Origin of the sequence: Halobacillus mangrovi (genome assembly GCF_002097535.1) — a bacterium.
GTDB lineage: Bacteria > Bacillota > Bacilli > Bacillales > Halobacillaceae > Halobacillus > Halobacillus mangrovi_A.
Map to the genome: position 1 here is coordinate 1,487,309 of NZ_CP020772.1, position 15,015 is coordinate 1,502,323.

General features: G+C 39.7%; 17 protein-coding genes. 10 read left to right on the forward strand and 7 right to left on the reverse strand.

Annotated features, from left to right (window positions below):
* Positions 1–20 precede the first annotated feature (20 nt).
* Complete coding sequence (locus HM131_RS07105; protein WP_198162736.1) at positions 21–1,334, forward strand: amino acid permease; 1,314 nt, start codon at positions 21–23, stop codon at positions 1,332–1,334.
* 319 nt (positions 1,335–1,653) lie between these two features.
* Here HM131_RS07105 and HM131_RS07110 read toward each other — a convergent pair whose 3' ends face one another.
* From HM131_RS07110 to HM131_RS07120, 3 genes are all read right to left on the reverse strand, one after another.
* Positions 1,654–2,409 (reverse strand): YqcI/YcgG family protein, encoded by a 756-nt coding sequence (locus HM131_RS07110; RefSeq protein ID WP_085029097.1) that lies wholly within the window; start codon positions 2,407–2,409, stop codon positions 1,654–1,656.
* Positions 2,410–2,473: 64 nt separating this feature from the next.
* Positions 2,474–3,103, reverse strand: a complete 630-nt coding sequence (locus HM131_RS07115) for a LysE family transporter (RefSeq protein WP_085029098.1) — start codon at positions 3,101–3,103, stop codon at positions 2,474–2,476.
* Positions 3,104–3,209: 106 nt separating this feature from the next.
* Entirely contained in the window at positions 3,210–3,845 is a 636-nt protein-coding gene (locus HM131_RS07120) for a spore coat protein (RefSeq protein ID WP_085029099.1), read from the reverse strand.
* 241 nt (positions 3,846–4,086) lie between these two features.
* On the opposite strand from HM131_RS07120, the gene HM131_RS07125 reads away from it, so the two are divergent.
* On the forward strand, positions 4,087–4,434 hold the full coding sequence (locus HM131_RS07125; protein WP_085029100.1) for a VOC family protein: 348 nt from the start codon (positions 4,087–4,089) through the stop codon (positions 4,432–4,434).
* Between the two features lie 89 nt (positions 4,435–4,523).
* Complete coding sequence (locus tag HM131_RS07130) at positions 4,524–5,141, forward strand: YpjP family protein (protein WP_085029101.1); 618 nt, start codon at positions 4,524–4,526, stop codon at positions 5,139–5,141.
* A gap of 295 nt (positions 5,142–5,436) precedes the next feature.
* Here HM131_RS07130 and murB read toward each other — a convergent pair whose 3' ends face one another.
* Positions 5,437–6,357, reverse strand: a complete 921-nt coding sequence (murB, locus tag HM131_RS07135) for a UDP-N-acetylmuramate dehydrogenase (protein ID WP_085029102.1) — start codon at positions 6,355–6,357, stop codon at positions 5,437–5,439.
* Positions 6,358–6,613: 256 nt separating this feature from the next.
* Between murB and HM131_RS07140 the strand changes: the two genes are divergently transcribed.
* Together HM131_RS07140 and ilvD are read left to right on the forward strand one after the other, a co-directional pair.
* Positions 6,614–6,772: a DUF1540 domain-containing protein gene (locus HM131_RS07140; protein ID WP_085029103.1), complete on the forward strand. Its 159-nt coding sequence runs from the start codon at positions 6,614–6,616 to the stop codon at positions 6,770–6,772.
* Between the two features lie 194 nt (positions 6,773–6,966).
* A complete protein-coding gene (gene ilvD, locus HM131_RS07145; RefSeq protein ID WP_085029104.1) occupies positions 6,967–8,664 on the forward strand; it encodes a dihydroxy-acid dehydratase in 1,698 nt (565 codons plus the stop codon).
* Positions 8,665–8,856: 192 nt separating this feature from the next.
* On the opposite strand, the gene HM131_RS07150 is transcribed toward ilvD, so the two are convergent.
* Entirely contained in the window at positions 8,857–9,666 is an 810-nt protein-coding gene (locus tag HM131_RS07150) for a helix-turn-helix domain-containing protein (RefSeq protein WP_085029105.1), read from the reverse strand.
* A gap of 169 nt (positions 9,667–9,835) precedes the next feature.
* Here HM131_RS07150 and HM131_RS07155 point away from each other — a divergent pair, with 169 nt between their 5' ends.
* Positions 9,836–10,411 (forward strand): histidine phosphatase family protein, encoded by a 576-nt coding sequence (locus tag HM131_RS07155; protein WP_085029106.1) that lies wholly within the window; start codon positions 9,836–9,838, stop codon positions 10,409–10,411.
* 36 nt (positions 10,412–10,447) lie between these two features.
* Here HM131_RS07155 and HM131_RS07160 read toward each other — a convergent pair whose 3' ends face one another.
* Together HM131_RS07160 and HM131_RS07165 are read right to left on the reverse strand one after the other, a co-directional pair.
* Positions 10,448–10,861, reverse strand: a complete 414-nt coding sequence (locus HM131_RS07160; protein WP_085029107.1) for a VOC family protein — start codon at positions 10,859–10,861, stop codon at positions 10,448–10,450.
* 91 nt (positions 10,862–10,952) lie between these two features.
* Entirely contained in the window at positions 10,953–11,495 is a 543-nt protein-coding gene (locus HM131_RS07165; protein WP_085029108.1) for a flavodoxin family protein, read from the reverse strand.
* A gap of 113 nt (positions 11,496–11,608) precedes the next feature.
* Between HM131_RS07165 and HM131_RS07170 the strand changes: the two genes are divergently transcribed.
* The 4 genes from HM131_RS07170 to HM131_RS20590 all read left to right on the forward strand — a co-directional run bounded on the left by HM131_RS07170 (position 11,609) and on the right by HM131_RS20590 (position 14,838).
* Positions 11,609–12,487, forward strand: coding sequence for a LysR family transcriptional regulator (locus HM131_RS07170; protein WP_085029109.1), 879 nt, complete (start codon positions 11,609–11,611; stop codon positions 12,485–12,487).
* A gap of 88 nt (positions 12,488–12,575) precedes the next feature.
* Positions 12,576–13,505, forward strand: a complete 930-nt coding sequence (locus HM131_RS07175) for an aldo/keto reductase (protein WP_085029110.1) — start codon at positions 12,576–12,578, stop codon at positions 13,503–13,505.
* A 145-nt stretch (positions 13,506–13,650) separates the two neighbouring features.
* A complete protein-coding gene (locus HM131_RS07180; RefSeq protein WP_085029111.1) occupies positions 13,651–14,418 on the forward strand; it encodes a nuclease-related domain-containing protein in 768 nt (255 codons plus the stop codon).
* Positions 14,419–14,718: 300 nt separating this feature from the next.
* The gene (locus tag HM131_RS20590; protein ID WP_157130776.1) at positions 14,719–14,838 is read left to right on the forward strand and encodes a YhfH family protein; all 120 of its coding nucleotides are present in this window, start codon (positions 14,719–14,721) and stop codon (positions 14,836–14,838) included.
* Positions 14,839–15,015: the final 177 nt, after the last annotated feature.

Below are 15,015 nucleotides of genomic sequence, written 5' to 3' on the forward strand. Positions count from 1 at the left end.
AAGTGCAGGAGAGGATTGGCATGGCTAAGTGTCCGAAACCAGAAGCGAAAATTGCTTGGTGGCAGATGTCATTTATTGGCGTGGGGTGCATTATCGGAACTGGATATTTTTTAGGCTCAAGTATTGCCATACAAAAAGCAGGGTCTTCCGTGCTAATGGCTTATCTACTTGCCGGTTTAGGTACGTGGATTGTATTTGAAAGTCTGGCGAAACTGACGGCTCATCATCCTGAAAAAGGTTCCTTTCGCACATATGCCAAACAGGCGTACGGAAATTGGGCGGGCTTTAGTAACGGTTGGGTATACTGGTCGTCCGAAATGCTGATCATGGGAAGCCAGCTGACGGCACTTGCGATTTTTGCTCAATTTTGGTTCCCACAATTGGCCTTATGGGTATTGGCCGCAATCTTTGCTGCATTGGGGTTGTTGATCATTCTCATGGGGGTTAAAAAAGTAGAACAAATGGAAAGCGTTTTTGGATTAATGAAAGTGGCTGCTATCGTTATGTTTGTACTCATTGCCTTGGCAGCCCTAATGGGGTGGATTGGCGGGGATAAAACGGAAGTTCCGACAGCTCCTTTTCAAACCCTTTTCCCCAATGGAGGAGTTGGTTTATGGGGCGCTTTTCTATATGCTTTTTATGCTTTTGGCGGGATTGAAGTGATGGGACTTATGGCTCGGGAACTGAAAAAGCCAAAGGATGCACCTAAGTCAGGTAAGGTCATGCTCCTGGTTTTAACTTCTTTTTACCTCATCTCTATTTTCTTTGTTCTTAAGCTCGTTCCATCTATAGAAATCAATGCTGATGAAAGTCCATTTATTACGGCATTAGTACAATTTGATCTTCCATGGGTTCCTCATCTATTTAATAGTGTATTAATCATTGCCGGTTTTTCTACAATGGTCGCTTCGCTGTATGCAGTCACAACGATGTTAGTCACTCTGGCAGAGGAGGGCGACGCTCCTAAAATATTTTCCGTTGAAGGAAGGTGGAGTATTCCCACCTCTGCATTTGGACTAACTGCTGCCGTAGTCATTCTATCTATCCTTGTTGCGATTCTTTTACCTGAAAGGATTTTTGAATATTTGACCACAGCTGCGGGTTTGATGCTTTTGTACAATTGGATATTTATTCTTCTTTCTTTTAAAAAGTTGATGGGAAATACTGCTATTGACATGGTGAAGATCATTGTGGCTTTCCTATTAATCCTGATTGCCATTGGCGGAACTTTATTCGATCAAATAAGCAGAGCAGGTTTTTTTGTGAGCATGGGATTCATAGCCGTCATCACCATCGCCACATTTTTTAAGCAAAAAAAATTCGGGGATAACTAGCTATGATTCAAAGTTTCTTGTAGGAAATAAGCCTCCTTTTTCTGAAGCCTCAGCTCCGAGGTATTTTTTGTGTGTGATGGTGGATGTGAAAACGACTCGCTTTCCGTGGGCATGTGTGGATCCTCCTCAAACTTCGTTTTTTCATCCCGCAGGATTCTCGCCGTTTTCCCACCCACGATAAGATATAAAGTCGGTTCTCATGCAACGGATAGCAAGTTCTACGTAGTAAGATTTCGAGAACCTTGTCAGAAGGGGCGATAGGGAAGGGAGACTCCCAAATGGAAAGCGCTATGCGCAGCGGCAGCCCGGGACTTGTGGATCAAGACCGTAAACTCTTTAATTTGTTTTTGATTGCCATAAACGGACACTTAGAAGGGGAAGTTTCGTCTTCGCTTAGGAAGTATTGCTTCCATTCATAATTATCTTCCTGTCCGTACCACTTCAAGTCCGGGTGTGGTGAGATTTGATCATAATCAACCAAGCGCTTGCGAATTATAGTTTTCAGCCGGCTTCCAAGCGTGGTAGAAGCGTTAATTTCTTCAAACACCCACCTGGGTTGAAAAGCCATTAAGAAATAGGGGAAATACCTGCTTTTACGGAGAGAGTGAGCCGGCGTTGCACAAAAGGTAAAATAGGGTTCTTGGTCAAAGCAAAACTCCCATTCGTGATGATCAGGGTATTGCGGAATATTCTCTGGCCAAGGTTCTTCATCGTATTTATGAACCTTGTTTAATAAATTCCAAAATAACTCTCTATAATCTTCGACATCGGTTTCAGTGCTTATGGATCTGGAATCAAAGAGAACGACTAAGGAAGCGTAGGCTCCAGTGTCTCTTGATATTTCTCCATATTCTTTTAACAATATCGACAAATGTTTCGCTGTTTCTTCCAATCTTGGATCTCCAGCAAAACCGAAACGCAGCATATCTTTTGAAAAACCTTGAATCCCAGGGACACAAGGATATGGTTTCTTTTTATCAGTCATTATGGTGCTGAAATGTTCAAAGGCCGAGAGCTTCCAGAGATCAAGCTCTTTTTTATTTTCCTCAATCCAACTTTTTGAACATAAAAACATGAATCATCCCTCCTAAAACATGACACAAAGTATCTTATTAGGAGAGATGAAATTAGGTGTTTGTCTATCCGAACAACAAGCGGAGTGCTTGTACACCAAAGTAAACTCCAAAACCAATTAATACAAAACCGGACATTGTAGAAATGAGGCGAAGAGCCCGGGGCTTCACCCACCTTCGTGCTCCGGTAGCAATACTTGCCATTGTAATATCCCATAAAGTGATGCCAAGAAAGATTCCGCTGCTGTAGAGAAGAAGCTGTGAGGTCCCGTATTGGTCAGAGGTCTGTGCAATCATTGAGCCGTATATGCTTAGCCAAAACAATATATTCATTGGATTGGAAGCAGCCATAAGAAAGCCTGTCCGAAAAGCTTTGCTTCTTGATTCGTATCTGAAATTACTTTTGCTACCTGTAATAGAATTGGACTTTAGAATACTTTCGTATCCCGTATAACAGAGAACAAAAAAACCTGCAGACCATAATAAGACCTTGATAATGGGAACGTCTACGAATTGGGCAATCCCAAAATAAATAAGCAGCATAAAGATCCCGTCTGCAATCATTCCTCCTACACCTACAAGCCAGGCATGCCAAAAACCAAACCGGAGTCCCTTGTCCAATTGAGCGGCATTAATCGGACCAATTGGGGCAGATAACGATAACCCTAATAGTATGTAACTGAGAAAAATACTCATGTGGCATCCTCCCTACTGAAACCTATTCTATATATACTAAACCTTAAATGTAAGTATTAACCATAAAAACAGCTGGAAATAAGAATATCTCATTTCCAGCTGTTTTTTAATGAGTCGTATTTCCTTGAACAGGCACAGTGGTATAGCTTTGAAGCATCTGGTTCATATCTTGTTGTTGAAGCTGAGGAACTTGGTAGTACCCATGCTTGTTTTGGTAAAGGAATGTTTCGTAACTCATTTCAATAAAGTTTGGAACACTATCAGCAATCACTCTGCGTAATACTGGGTTGGTCATCTCCAAAGCCGTCATTGCTAAAAGAGTCGCTAAACTTTTCGTTTGACCAAGCATATAAGCGGATAAACCCTGGTCAGATAGATCGTTAACAGATTGGTTTGGCTTTTTTGGCTGTCCTGGCTTAAGTCCATAGACAGCGTCATTATTCTGTGCCATTTTATACTGCTGAGTTGACTGGGTTGGATCTTGACCAGTCTGGAAACTCTGAACAATTGTATTATACATCTGAGTCACAAATGCAGATTGACGCTGAGCGATATCCTTCAGTTCAGGATTCTGAATATGCTGTTCATACATTTGATACTGATCGAGCATACTGATGATCCCCGCGATTACTTCATGAGCGTCAAACATTTCATGTCCGCCATGGTTTTTGTTCTGCATCATGTTAGGGGGCATTTGAGTCCCGCCCATTTGCTGATTTTGATTCTGGTTCGGCTTTTGCATAAGTATTCCCTCCTGAATAAAGTATTCATCTTTCAATTTTCCCCATTTAGGTTTATTCATGTACAGATAATTTGTCATAGAAAATAGAATTCTGTCGTAAAAACATCTGGAGAACGAGTTTTTATTAGCAAACTGGATTTTTTCCTGCACAACACGACACAAGAAGGTGGAACAATGATAAACTTGAACGAGAAGTGCGAAAATTTTGAAGAATTTCATGGACATTGGAGGAGGAATTTCATTGAAATTATTGGGTTATCGTCATGTAACTGTTTCTGAAGAGAGTGAACAAATGGTGGACTTTTTCGAGAACAAACTCGGGTTAGCCAATTCATGGATAGAAACAGGCAAGTATTCAGGTGGTGTTTTCAAAAGTGAGAACAGCTGGCTTGAATTTTGGTCTAAAAGTGAGGACATGCCGGAAATGACTATGCTCCAACTTATTGTAGATGATGCAGACGAGTTTGCCGACCGCATAAAAACAAGTGGAGTCGAACTTTACGGTCCTGTAGAGGAACGCGGAGAAAAAATCTACTCCATGACAGCCCCTAACCGCATGCCCGTGACGATCCAATCCTCTATCAAATAGTTCGAAAATGTTCATTTTTTCCCATGCACTGGAAAATTCTACGTGATACAATTCTATAAAGAGAGGAAAAGTAAGGGAGACATTTGGAAATGAAGCTATGGGGAAGAAAGATCTTTGTTGTACTCGTATCTGTTCTTACATTAGGTTTATATGTCCCACCTACTTATGTACATACCGATGCAGCGGAAAATAAGGAGATGGCTCCAGAGGATCACGAAGGCAGTTTTGCTGCATCCAATGGGGAGATCATTCCAGGGGATGAACCAACTCTTGTTCCTGAAGCAGATAATGAAAATGATTCAGAAGAGGACTACATCCATTTGATTACCGAGCAAGCGAAAGAGCAGACGCTGACTAAGATGGGACCAAGAATTGTAAAAAAAGTTGATACAGATATGACGAACGAAATATTACCTAAAATTGAAGAAGTTGTTGAAATGATTCTAGAAGAAGTGGGAGAAGAAGAACTTCCCTACTATGAAATTACGGAAGAACTGACACCGGGGTACGGAGAGAAAATTTTCAATCTGTACAATTACAAAACCGGAGAAGAACTTGCTAAATTCCACGTCAGAAGAGATAAACGTCCTGGAGAAGGATACTGGTTTAATTTTCATTACCATTTAAACGACGATGACTTTGTTAAACACCATTCTATTGGAGAAATTTACTGGGAAAAAAATACCCCCCCTAAATGGATGTCTTAACGAGAAAGGCGATTCACATCAACGTGAATCGCCTTTTTTTATTTCATAAAATTTTGTCGTGTCCATCACTTATTCATAGCGATTCCTTTGTCATCTGCATATAGATCCCCCTATTTTTTTTCGTAATCTCAGGAAGAGCACGTTGTAATTCATTGAACCTCTTATCACCTTAGGAGCAATACTTTCCACTTCAGCTGATTTTATCAAGAGACGCTGCCGTCATAATAGTATCGGGCACCTGTATGTAAAAAGGGATTCAGCAAATAACTGAATCCCTTTCTTAATTTGATCTTCTTTAATCTTGGTCTTCACCAATAATGCGTACTTCTCTTTCTAAATCCACACCGAACTTTTCCTTAACTGTTCTTTGTACATGCTCAATCAATGAAATGTAGTCCTTCGTAGTAGCATTATCTTTGTTGACGATGAATCCTGCATGCTTTTTGGAAACTTCGGCACCGCCAATATTTGTCCCCTGAAGCTCGCTGTCCTGAATCAGTTTTCCTGCGAAATAACCGGGAGGTCGTTTAAATACACTGCCACAGGAAGGATACTCAAGCGGTTGCTTCGATTCACGTTTAAATGTAAGATCATCCATGACCGCTTTGATTTCTTCATAACTGGCAGGTTTTAAATTGAAGGTTGCCTCAACGACAATATCACCATTATCAGGAATGTTACTTGTTCTGTAGTCTAAATCAAGCTCAGAGGCAAGACGTTTAACAAGGTTTCCCTCTTTATCAACCACGTAAGCATAGTCAAGGACATCCTTAATTTCTCCACCGTAAGCCCCTGCGTTCATATAGAGAGCTCCTCCGACGGTTCCTGGTATGCCGCATGCGAATTCGAGGCCAGACAAATGCTGCTCAAGGGCATAGCGGGATGCATCAATGATTCGTGCACCGCTTTGAGCAACAACCGTATCACCCTGGGAGGAGATTTTATCTAAGTGTTTTAAGTTAATGACGATTCCTCGAATACCGCCATCTTTAATAATTAAATTTGATCCGTTTCCAAGCAATGTAAATGGGATATCTTCTTCATTAGTAAGTTTGACAACATTTTGAATCTCCTCAAATGTCGTCGGAGTGATGAAAAAATCTGCTTTTCCACCTAACTTGGTGTATAAGTGATCCTTCAACACTTCATCCACTTTTACATTTTCCTCTTTAACAAGATTCAACAATTTATTGTAAATCTTCGTTTTGTTTTCCATGAACACCAGTCCTATTTAAAGTTGTAATCCTTCATGAAGTTTATAACATATGCTGAATATTTCAAAGCAAATGAACAATCTTCACCTGTCTATTTGTCATTAGTTTATGATAACAAAGGCAAAAGTTTACAAACTGAATTTAATAATCACGCTCTATATTTTATCATACATTCGTGTAGTTATTGAGAACGAAATTTATGCGGTGTATATTTCCTTTTTTATGTAGGATTCTAAGTCCATAGGGAGGTGTGTGAAGATGGCGCTAGACGTTCTTTGTGAAGTAAAGAACTGTGTGTACAATGAAAATGGTCAAAACTGTGGAGCAGATCGAATTTATGTCGTTAGTCATAAGGGAGATCAAGCACATAACAGTGAGGAAACAGACTGTAAGACATTTAAACCGTCCAACCTATAAAACTTTCCAAAAGACTTACTCCATTCATGGAGTAAGTCTTTTGTATATATGAAAGCGCTTCACTATTAGGAAAGTTTGATATTTTCTGAAAAGTTATTGCGAAGTATGCTCTAAGTTAGTATCATCATGATAAGTTAATTAAAATTCCAAAAAATTCGACATGCAAAGAAATATACTACGAAGGAGTGTAAGGGATGGAAAAAAACAAAAAAGATTTAAGAATAAAAAGTAAAGTCATCAGTGAAGGTGTCAACCGAGTCCCGAACCGCTCAATGCTGAGAGCTGTTGGGTTTACCGACGAAGATTTTAAAAAGCCAATGATCGGTGTAGCAAGTACATGGAGTGAGGTAACCCCATGTAATGTACATATCGATCGTTTAGCACGCGAAGCGAAGAGCGGAGCAAAAGAGAATGGCGGCGCTCCAATGATCTTTAACACAATTACCGTTTCTGATGGGATTGCCATGGGACACGAAGGAATGCACTATTCACTTCCGAGCCGTGAAATTATTGCCGATTCGATTGAAACAGTTACGAATGCTGAACGTCTTGATGGCGTCGTTGCTATTGGAGGATGTGACAAAACTACTCCTGGTTGTATGATGGCGATCGGACGCATGAACATCCCGTCTGTTTATGTGTACGGTGGAACAATCCAGCCTGGGAAGTTAAACGGTAAAGATATCGATATCGTTTCCTCATTTGAAGCGGTAGGGCAGTACCATGAAGGTCAAATCAATGAAGAAGAGCTTCATAAGGTAGAGTGTAGTGCTTGCCCTGGTGCGGGAGCCTGTGGGGGCATGTACACAGCAAATACGATGGCTGCAGCTGTGGAAGCCCTGGGAATGAGCATCCCTGGTTCCTCCTCAACACCTGCTGTTAATGATTATAAGGAATCTGAATGTAAGCAAGCTGGTGAAATGGTTGTTCAATTGCTTGAGAAAGATATCTATCCACGTGATATTATGACCAAAGAAGCCTTTGAAAATGCCATCACTGTTGTTATGGCCCTTGGTGGGTCTACAAATGCTTTTCTTCACCTGCTAGCGATTTCTCACTCTGCAGGCGTCGATTTGAGTCTTGATGATTTTGAAAGAATAAGACAGAACGTTCCGCACATTGCGGATATGAAACCAAGCGGTCGTTATGTGATGCAGGACCTTTATGAAAGCGGGGGTGTACCAGCAGTAATGAAGCTGCTTCATGAGCATGGCTTGCTGCACGGTGATTGCTTGACCGTGACAGGAAAAACTGTTGCAGAAAATCTGGCTGAAGCTACTCCTCTTAAAGAAGGACAAAAAGTAATTCTGCCGCTTGAAGATCCTATTAAGCCGAACGGACCACTGGTTGTTCTTAAGGGTAATTTGGCCCCAGAGGGAGCAGTTGCAAAAATGTCCGGTCAAAAAATCAGTCGTTTTGAAGGGCCTGCCCGCGTATATGATAGTGAAGCAGAAGCGACCGATGCAATCGTGAACAATGAAATAAAAGAGGGTGATGTATTAGTCATCCGTAACGTTGGTCCAAAAGGCGGTCCGGGGATGCCTGAGATGCTTTCCGTCACAGCGATGATTGTCGGTAAAGGACTCGGGGGTAAAGTGGCTCTCTTAACAGATGGGCGCTTCTCCGGCGGTTCTCACGGTTTTGTCATTGGTCACGTAGCACCTGAAGCCGCAGTCGGTGGACCAGTTGGCTTGCTGCAAGAAGGTGATACAATTACGATTGATAGTGATACTCAGCAAATTAATTTTGATGTTTCAGAAAGTGAACTTGAAAGACGTCGTCAAGCATGGGAGAGTCCAGCCTTAAAACATAAGACGGGGATTTTAGCCAAATACGCCCGCTTAGTTTCTTCTTCTGCGAAAGGTGCTGTAACAGATTTAGATTTAGATTAAAGAATATGGGGATCCTTTGGTACGGACCTTCCCTAAATAGCAAAGCTCCTCCTTACAGTAGAATAGAGTAAGGAGGAGCTTTTTAAAATAGATCCACAAATATATTCTGTATCGAAAATTATCATCCAGTGATTGGTTCACTAGATATAGCCAAGAAAGAAGTTTTTATAAAAAGGAAGCGCAGGAATTAAATCATTCCCCTACTTCCTGATATTTTTTCCCTTCTTCTACATAAGCTTTTAGAAATTTCCCTAGAAGCTCTTCCCATCCTCCTTCGTGAGCGTTTTTCCATTCCGGATCTAGAAGTCCGACTGCATCGTGCGATAAAGTCAGGGTAGTGGAATCCCTATCTCCCTCAAGTTTGAACGTATAAGAACTATTGACAGCCCCTTTCATTCCTAACAAACCTTGCAGACGAATTTCATATGGAGCTTCAATATAGTTAACTGTACCCCATAAAGCTGCATTATTATCAGAATTAGTTTCGATAAATTTTCCGCCTAGTGTAGGGTCAAAAGATAAAGTAGAGTCGTCACCACACAAGCGATAAGCCCACCATTTATTAATGTCCTTTGTTAGAGAATCAAACACTTTGGCTACAGGTGCATGAATGGTTATCTTTTGTTCAATTTGAAATGAGTCATGTTTCAAGCTGTTTTTTTCCATCGTTTCATTTTCCCTTTCAAGTTTAGATTTTAAGTTAAGCATTGAGCTGGCTATATTAGACTGATATTGATTCATCCAACGATCATAAATCTGCTGCAATGGGACAGCATTGAGATAGTTTTCACGTATTCGACCTTCACGTCTAACAATTACTAGTTCAGCATCTTCTAGCAAAGACAAATGTTTCATGACCGCATAGCGACTGATGTTTTCAAATTGTTCACTTAGAAAGCCAGTTGTCTTTGGACCCTCCTTTAAGAAGTCTAAAATTTCTCTTCTTATAGGGTGGGATAGTGCTTTAAACGTTAGTGTCAAATCCTCCTTTTCATCAATCATTATTAAAACCCCTTAATCATGTTACTATTTAGTAACATATATTATGTGACTATATAGTAACGTATATACGGGGAAATAGCAATATTAATTATTTTGTCCTTGTTAAAGGATTCATGCATTTTCATATCGAAAGTGATATAAAAAATAACTTAAAAGGGAGAGAAAGAATATGAAACTAACATTCATCCGCCACGGAAGCACGCAATGGAACAAAGAAAAAAGGGCGCAAGGCAGCTCAGATATTCCTCTTGACAAGGAAGGCAGGGAAGATGCTGAAAAATTGGCTGAAAGACTGGAAACTGAAAAGTGGGATGCCTTGTTTTCAAGCCCTCTTCAACGGGCAAAACAAACCGCAGATATTATCAGTCGAAAAGTTGGATTGCACATTAAATTTGATCCTCGCTTGCGAGAAGCTGGCGGTGGCCAGATAGAAGGCACGACGGAAGAAGAAAGGGTTGGTAAGTGGGGCGAAAATTGGAGAAGTCTTGAACTCGGTATGGAAAAGCCGGAGAGTGTGGTAAAAAGAAGTCTTTCCTTTATGGAAGACTTGGCAGAAGAGAATGCTCCCGGTGTGAATATTATCGTAGTAAGTCATGGCGGGGTGATCAGTTACCTGCTGAGAGAGTTGGACCCTGATAATATAAAAGTAGAACATATGAAAAATACATCGGTAACAGAAGTCGTGCTTAAAGAAGGTAAGTGGGTTTGCGATCGATTCAATTGTACATTACATTTAGAAAAGTAAGAGAGAGCGGCTCTGCCATGAGCCGCTTTTCCTTATTTATTGGTCTTTTGTAAAGTTCAGATCCCAGATAATTCCGTATTTATCTTTAACCTTCGCATATGTTGCTCCCCAGAAAGTGTCCTGTAATTCCATTAATACAGTACCCTTTTCTTTTAAACGTTTATAGTAGGTTTGAATCTCCTCAGCACTTTCTAACTCTAGAACTAAAGAAATGTTGTTACCAGCTTTAAAACCATCGGGAGAGAATGAATCTGAAACCATAAAGACGAGTTCATCTTTTTTATAGCTGGCATGCATAACTTTATCATCCATTTGCGGCGGAGTTTCGAAGTCTGCTTCACCGAATGTTTGCATGCCCATGATATCGCCGCCAAATACTTCCTTATAGTAATCAAGAGCATCTTTAGCATTACCGTTAAATGTTAAGTAAGGGGTAGCCTGGTGTTTCATATGAACACTCCTTTAATAGATTTGGATTTGTTTCTATTGTAAACGAGTTTTAATTTTATTACAAGAACATTTGTTCGTATTTAGGTGTATTTTACAAATTTTTAAAATACTCGTTCCATTCTTCTGCTTTCTTTAATGCTGATTGGTCTGCTTGAATTTCTCCTGGCTTCACAGCTTGACCAATAATATAGTCTTCAAATGTCATGCCGACAAAGTCAAATATATGTCCGAATTGCTGGATCAAAGGTAACCCGGTCAGCTTAGGATCGGTTCCGCCTGTAGTTATAACGTAAGCTTTTTGCCGTGATAGCTTTCTTTTAAAATCATAGCGTTCATCGCGCAAATATTGCGACCATCGATCTATAAACACCTTCATTTGCCCAGACATGCCAAACCAATAAATCGGCGTGGAAAAGATGATAATGTCATGGTTTAGAAACTGCTCTAGCAACTTCTCGTAATCATCATCTACAGGAGAGAATCCAGTCTTAGAGTGTCGTAGATCAGTGATCGGTTTTATATGGTAATCACTTAGACGAATTGTTGTATGATCTATATTTTTTATAGCTTTACTAGTTAAAAATTCTGTATTCCCATCTTTTCGAGAGCTGCCTAATATTGTTAAGATTTTCATCTTTACACTCCTTGTTCTTAGTAGTTCTTAAATAGTATAGCATTGCCTTAGACATTGCAGATATCTATAATTAATGATATATACTATCGTAATTTTTGATGGGAGGAGAGCCTATGGACTTATCATATTTCTACACCTTCAAAGAGGTGGCTAGATGGGGAAGTTACACACGTACTGGGGAAGAGCTCGGCTACGCTCAATCAAGCGTAACGACCCAAATTAAAAAACTAGAAGAACATTATCGCGTGAAATTGTTTGAAAGAGTGGGGCAGAGAATGAGACTGACTCAGTCGGGGGAAGAACTTTTACATTATGTTCAACAGGTTTTAGAGCTAATGGAAGAGGCAGAAGGTAAACTCTCCCAAAAGAGTAGGATGAGAGGAACAGTCAGGATTGGAACGGTTGAATCTCTTGCCGCCTATTTTATAACCGGTACCGTTAAGCTATTTAAAGAAAAGAATCCTGATATGAGAATTCAACTGGAATCAGGTTTGTGTCCGAATCTGCTTGAAGGGATATTAGAAAGTCATTATGATTTAGCAGTAGTCCTTGAAGAACAAATAAATCATCCTCACTTAAATTCCATACCATTAAGACGTGAAAAGATGGTTATGGTTGCTTCGCCTAATCATAATCTTGCGCATCAAGAAAATCTGGATGTAGAGTTGCTGCAAGATGAAACATTAATTTTAACTGAAAAAGATTGCTCCTATCGTAAAGCCCTAGAAAATTTAATGAAAGAAATAGGGATTCAAGCTCGTTCGATCATATCTTTTACGAGTCTTGAAGCAATTAAACAATGTGTGGTGGATGAACTTGGAATAGCTATGCTTCCTGAAATGACGGTGAAGCAGGAATTAGAGAACGGGCGATTGATCCGTCTAGACTTTGATTCTGATGATTTTGGTATGATGATCCAGCTTGTTTATCATAAGAAAAAGTGGCTCTCACCTGCGCTTCAGGAATTTGTTAATTTGATGACAGATAAGTGACTCTCCTGGAAGGAGGTCACTTTTGTTTTTTATTTGGATAGATGTGGTAAATATCAAAGGGAAGTGACTATGAAGAGGAGATGAAATAGTGGATAAATTAACACGATTAGGTAAGTCAGATTTGCAGGTCAACCCGATTGGTCTTGGAACTAATGCGGTTGGAGGCCATAATATTTACCCTAACTTAGATGAAGAAGCAGGCAAAGATGTTGTACGTACGGCAATCGACAACGGAATCAATTTTTTAGATACAGCATTTATCTATGGTCCTGAACGGTCGGAGGAACTAGTGGGCGAAGTAATGCAGGAGTACAAACGTGAAGACATTATTCTCGCGACAAAAGGTGCACATCAATTTAAAGGAGAAGACATTGTATTCAATAATTCTCCTAACTTCTTAAAAAAATCGGTAGAGGACAGTCTTCAGCGTCTGAGAACTTATTATATTGACTTGTATTATATTCATTTTCCGGATGGTAAGACTCCAAAGGATGAAGCCGTAGGAGCGTTGAAAGAATTAAAGGATGAAGGAAAGATCCGATCTATTGGCGTTTCTAATTTTTCCCTGGAGCAATTGAAAGAAGCCAACAAATATGGATATGTCGATGTAATTCAAGGTGAATACAATTTATTTAAACGTGAAGCTGAGAAGGAGATGCTTCCCTACACAGCTGCGAATGACATCTCTTTTGTCCCATACTTTCCGTTTGCTTCTGGCTTATTGGCTGGTAAGTACGATGAAAACACCACATTTGATGACATTCGAGCCAAAAACCCTCTCTTTCAAGGAGAAGCATTTAAGCAAAATTTAGCTAAGGTAGATCAATTGAGACCGATTGCAGAGAAAAAAGGCGTGGATGTTCCACATGTTGTTTTGGCCTGGTATTTAAATCAGCCGTCTATTGATGCAGTCATTCCTGGTGCGAAGCGTAATCGTCAAGTAGTCGACAACTTGAGAACCCTGGACGTAGACCTTTCAGATGCTGAGATCTCACAAATCGACCGTATATTTTCATAAAGCAATTAAGCCTTCCAATTGAACTATACCTATACCATGAGTAGACTTTTAAAAGTCTATTATACGGTGTACAGTTCGTTTTATTGGTAGGCTTTTTTGTTTTGGTCAGGTAAAATAAAAGAACTTAGTATGAGAGGGGGAGTTCATGATTGAATTGTTAGTAAAAAGGCTAGAAACTCTGGTTCATAGGTTAGATGGAAACCATCCTTCCTTTCCTTTGATAGAAAAAGAATTGACTTTAAAAGCCTCTGGACTATACGGAGAGAATTCACTAGATTACCATCTGTATTTTTTACGAAAAGATTATGATAGGTTAAACGGCTTGCACCTCCAAAGGGACGAGTATTATTTTCAGATGGATTGCTTGTTAATCTCAGGAGCTCGTCTAATCCTCATTGAAGTGAAACATATGGCTGGAAAATTAATTTATGAACATGATTCTCATCAGTTAGTACAAAAAGGTAATGGTGTTGAAAGAGCATACCCTGAGCCTCTTATTCAAGTAAAACGGCAAAGTTTTCAGCTTAAGAATTGGCTTAAAAAATGGAAGTTACCCTCTATTCCATTAGAAAATTATGTAGTCTTTACTCATCCTTCTGCGAATCTTTCTTCCGACCACCCTCATGTGTTCCGCAGCGAATACCTCCCTTTCGAATTAAATCATCTACTTGAAAATCATACTTGGACCGTATGGACAAAACAAGCCCAACAATTATTCCATTTAAAATGTAAGGAAAACCATCATACTCTCGATTATATTGTATTCGAAAAATTTAATGTCCATAAAGATCAATTGAAGAAAGGAGTGTTATGTAACAGTTGTACGTTAAAATTACCTGTAATTGGGAGAGGCAGTCAAACTAGTATCAACTGTCTGCTAAAAATAGCTGAAATGCCATCAAATTGTCCATAGACCCCCTCAGTTGGTGCAAAGTCAGTCTCAAATGGTGCAAGCACCACCTGAGTTGGTAGCAAACCCAGCCCCAAATTGTCACAAGCTCTCCAAATTCATCACAATTCAACATCACCAATATACTTTAAACAAAAAATGTGTCGGTCACAAATCCCATGAGACCGGCATTCTTTCAAACCTAATCGCCCAATTGTAGAAAAAATTTCAAAAAATGGTTGCATTTCTGGTTTACTCATCGTAAACTGTACCATAACAGATAGAAACAAATACAACTGTTATATTAAAGAGGAGGAATTAAAAATGAAAGAAACTAAAAATCGTCAAACAGTTACATGTCCCCAGTGTGGTTCAGAGGTGAAAGGTCATACTTATACTTATATGATGGAATGTGATCGCTGTCTTTCTAAGAAAGACGAATAATTTTTTGGTGTTTCTGTTATATATCAGACGTAAATAATCATAGTCTAATATATAACAAATAGTCTAGTAAACGAAGATGAGGGTTTACGAGAAAGTCGTTTATCAATCGATGTGCATATTGGATCTTTCAGTAATTATGGCGCTGTGAACATAAATGTCTATCTTAAGGGGGATGAA

Excerpts from the sequence above, each read along its gene's own strand:
- HM131_RS07110 (WP_085029097.1), bottom strand. The coding sequence starts at position 2,409 with ATGTTTTTATGTTCAAAAAGTTGGATTGAGGAAAATAAAAAAGAGCTT.
- murB (WP_085029102.1), bottom strand. The coding sequence starts at position 6,357 with ATGGAAAACAAAACGAAGATTTACAATAAATTGTTGAATCTTGTTAAA.
- HM131_RS07150 (WP_085029105.1), bottom strand. The coding sequence starts at position 9,666 with ATGATTGATGAAAAGGAGGATTTGACACTAACGTTTAAAGCACTATCC.
- HM131_RS07155 (WP_085029106.1), top strand. The coding sequence starts at position 9,836 with ATGAAACTAACATTCATCCGCCACGGAAGCACGCAATGGAACAAAGAA.
- HM131_RS07140 (WP_085029103.1), top strand. The coding sequence starts at position 6,614 with ATGGCGCTAGACGTTCTTTGTGAAGTAAAGAACTGTGTGTACAATGAA.
- HM131_RS07105 (WP_198162736.1), top strand. The coding sequence starts at position 21 with ATGGCTAAGTGTCCGAAACCAGAAGCGAAAATTGCTTGGTGGCAGATG.
- HM131_RS20590 (WP_157130776.1), top strand. The coding sequence starts at position 14,719 with ATGAAAGAAACTAAAAATCGTCAAACAGTTACATGTCCCCAGTGTGGT.
- HM131_RS07120 (WP_085029099.1), bottom strand. The coding sequence starts at position 3,845 with ATGCAAAAGCCGAACCAGAATCAAAATCAGCAAATGGGCGGGACTCAA.
- ilvD (WP_085029104.1), top strand. The coding sequence starts at position 6,967 with ATGGAAAAAAACAAAAAAGATTTAAGAATAAAAAGTAAAGTCATCAGT.
- HM131_RS07160 (WP_085029107.1), bottom strand. The coding sequence starts at position 10,861 with ATGAAACACCAGGCTACCCCTTACTTAACATTTAACGGTAATGCTAAA.
- HM131_RS07130 (WP_085029101.1), top strand. The coding sequence starts at position 4,524 with ATGAAGCTATGGGGAAGAAAGATCTTTGTTGTACTCGTATCTGTTCTT.
- HM131_RS07180 (WP_085029111.1), top strand. The coding sequence starts at position 13,651 with ATGATTGAATTGTTAGTAAAAAGGCTAGAAACTCTGGTTCATAGGTTA.
- HM131_RS07115 (WP_085029098.1), bottom strand. The coding sequence starts at position 3,103 with ATGAGTATTTTTCTCAGTTACATACTATTAGGGTTATCGTTATCTGCC.
- HM131_RS07170 (WP_085029109.1), top strand. The coding sequence starts at position 11,609 with ATGGACTTATCATATTTCTACACCTTCAAAGAGGTGGCTAGATGGGGA.
- HM131_RS07165 (WP_085029108.1), bottom strand. The coding sequence starts at position 11,495 with ATGAAAATCTTAACAATATTAGGCAGCTCTCGAAAAGATGGGAATACA.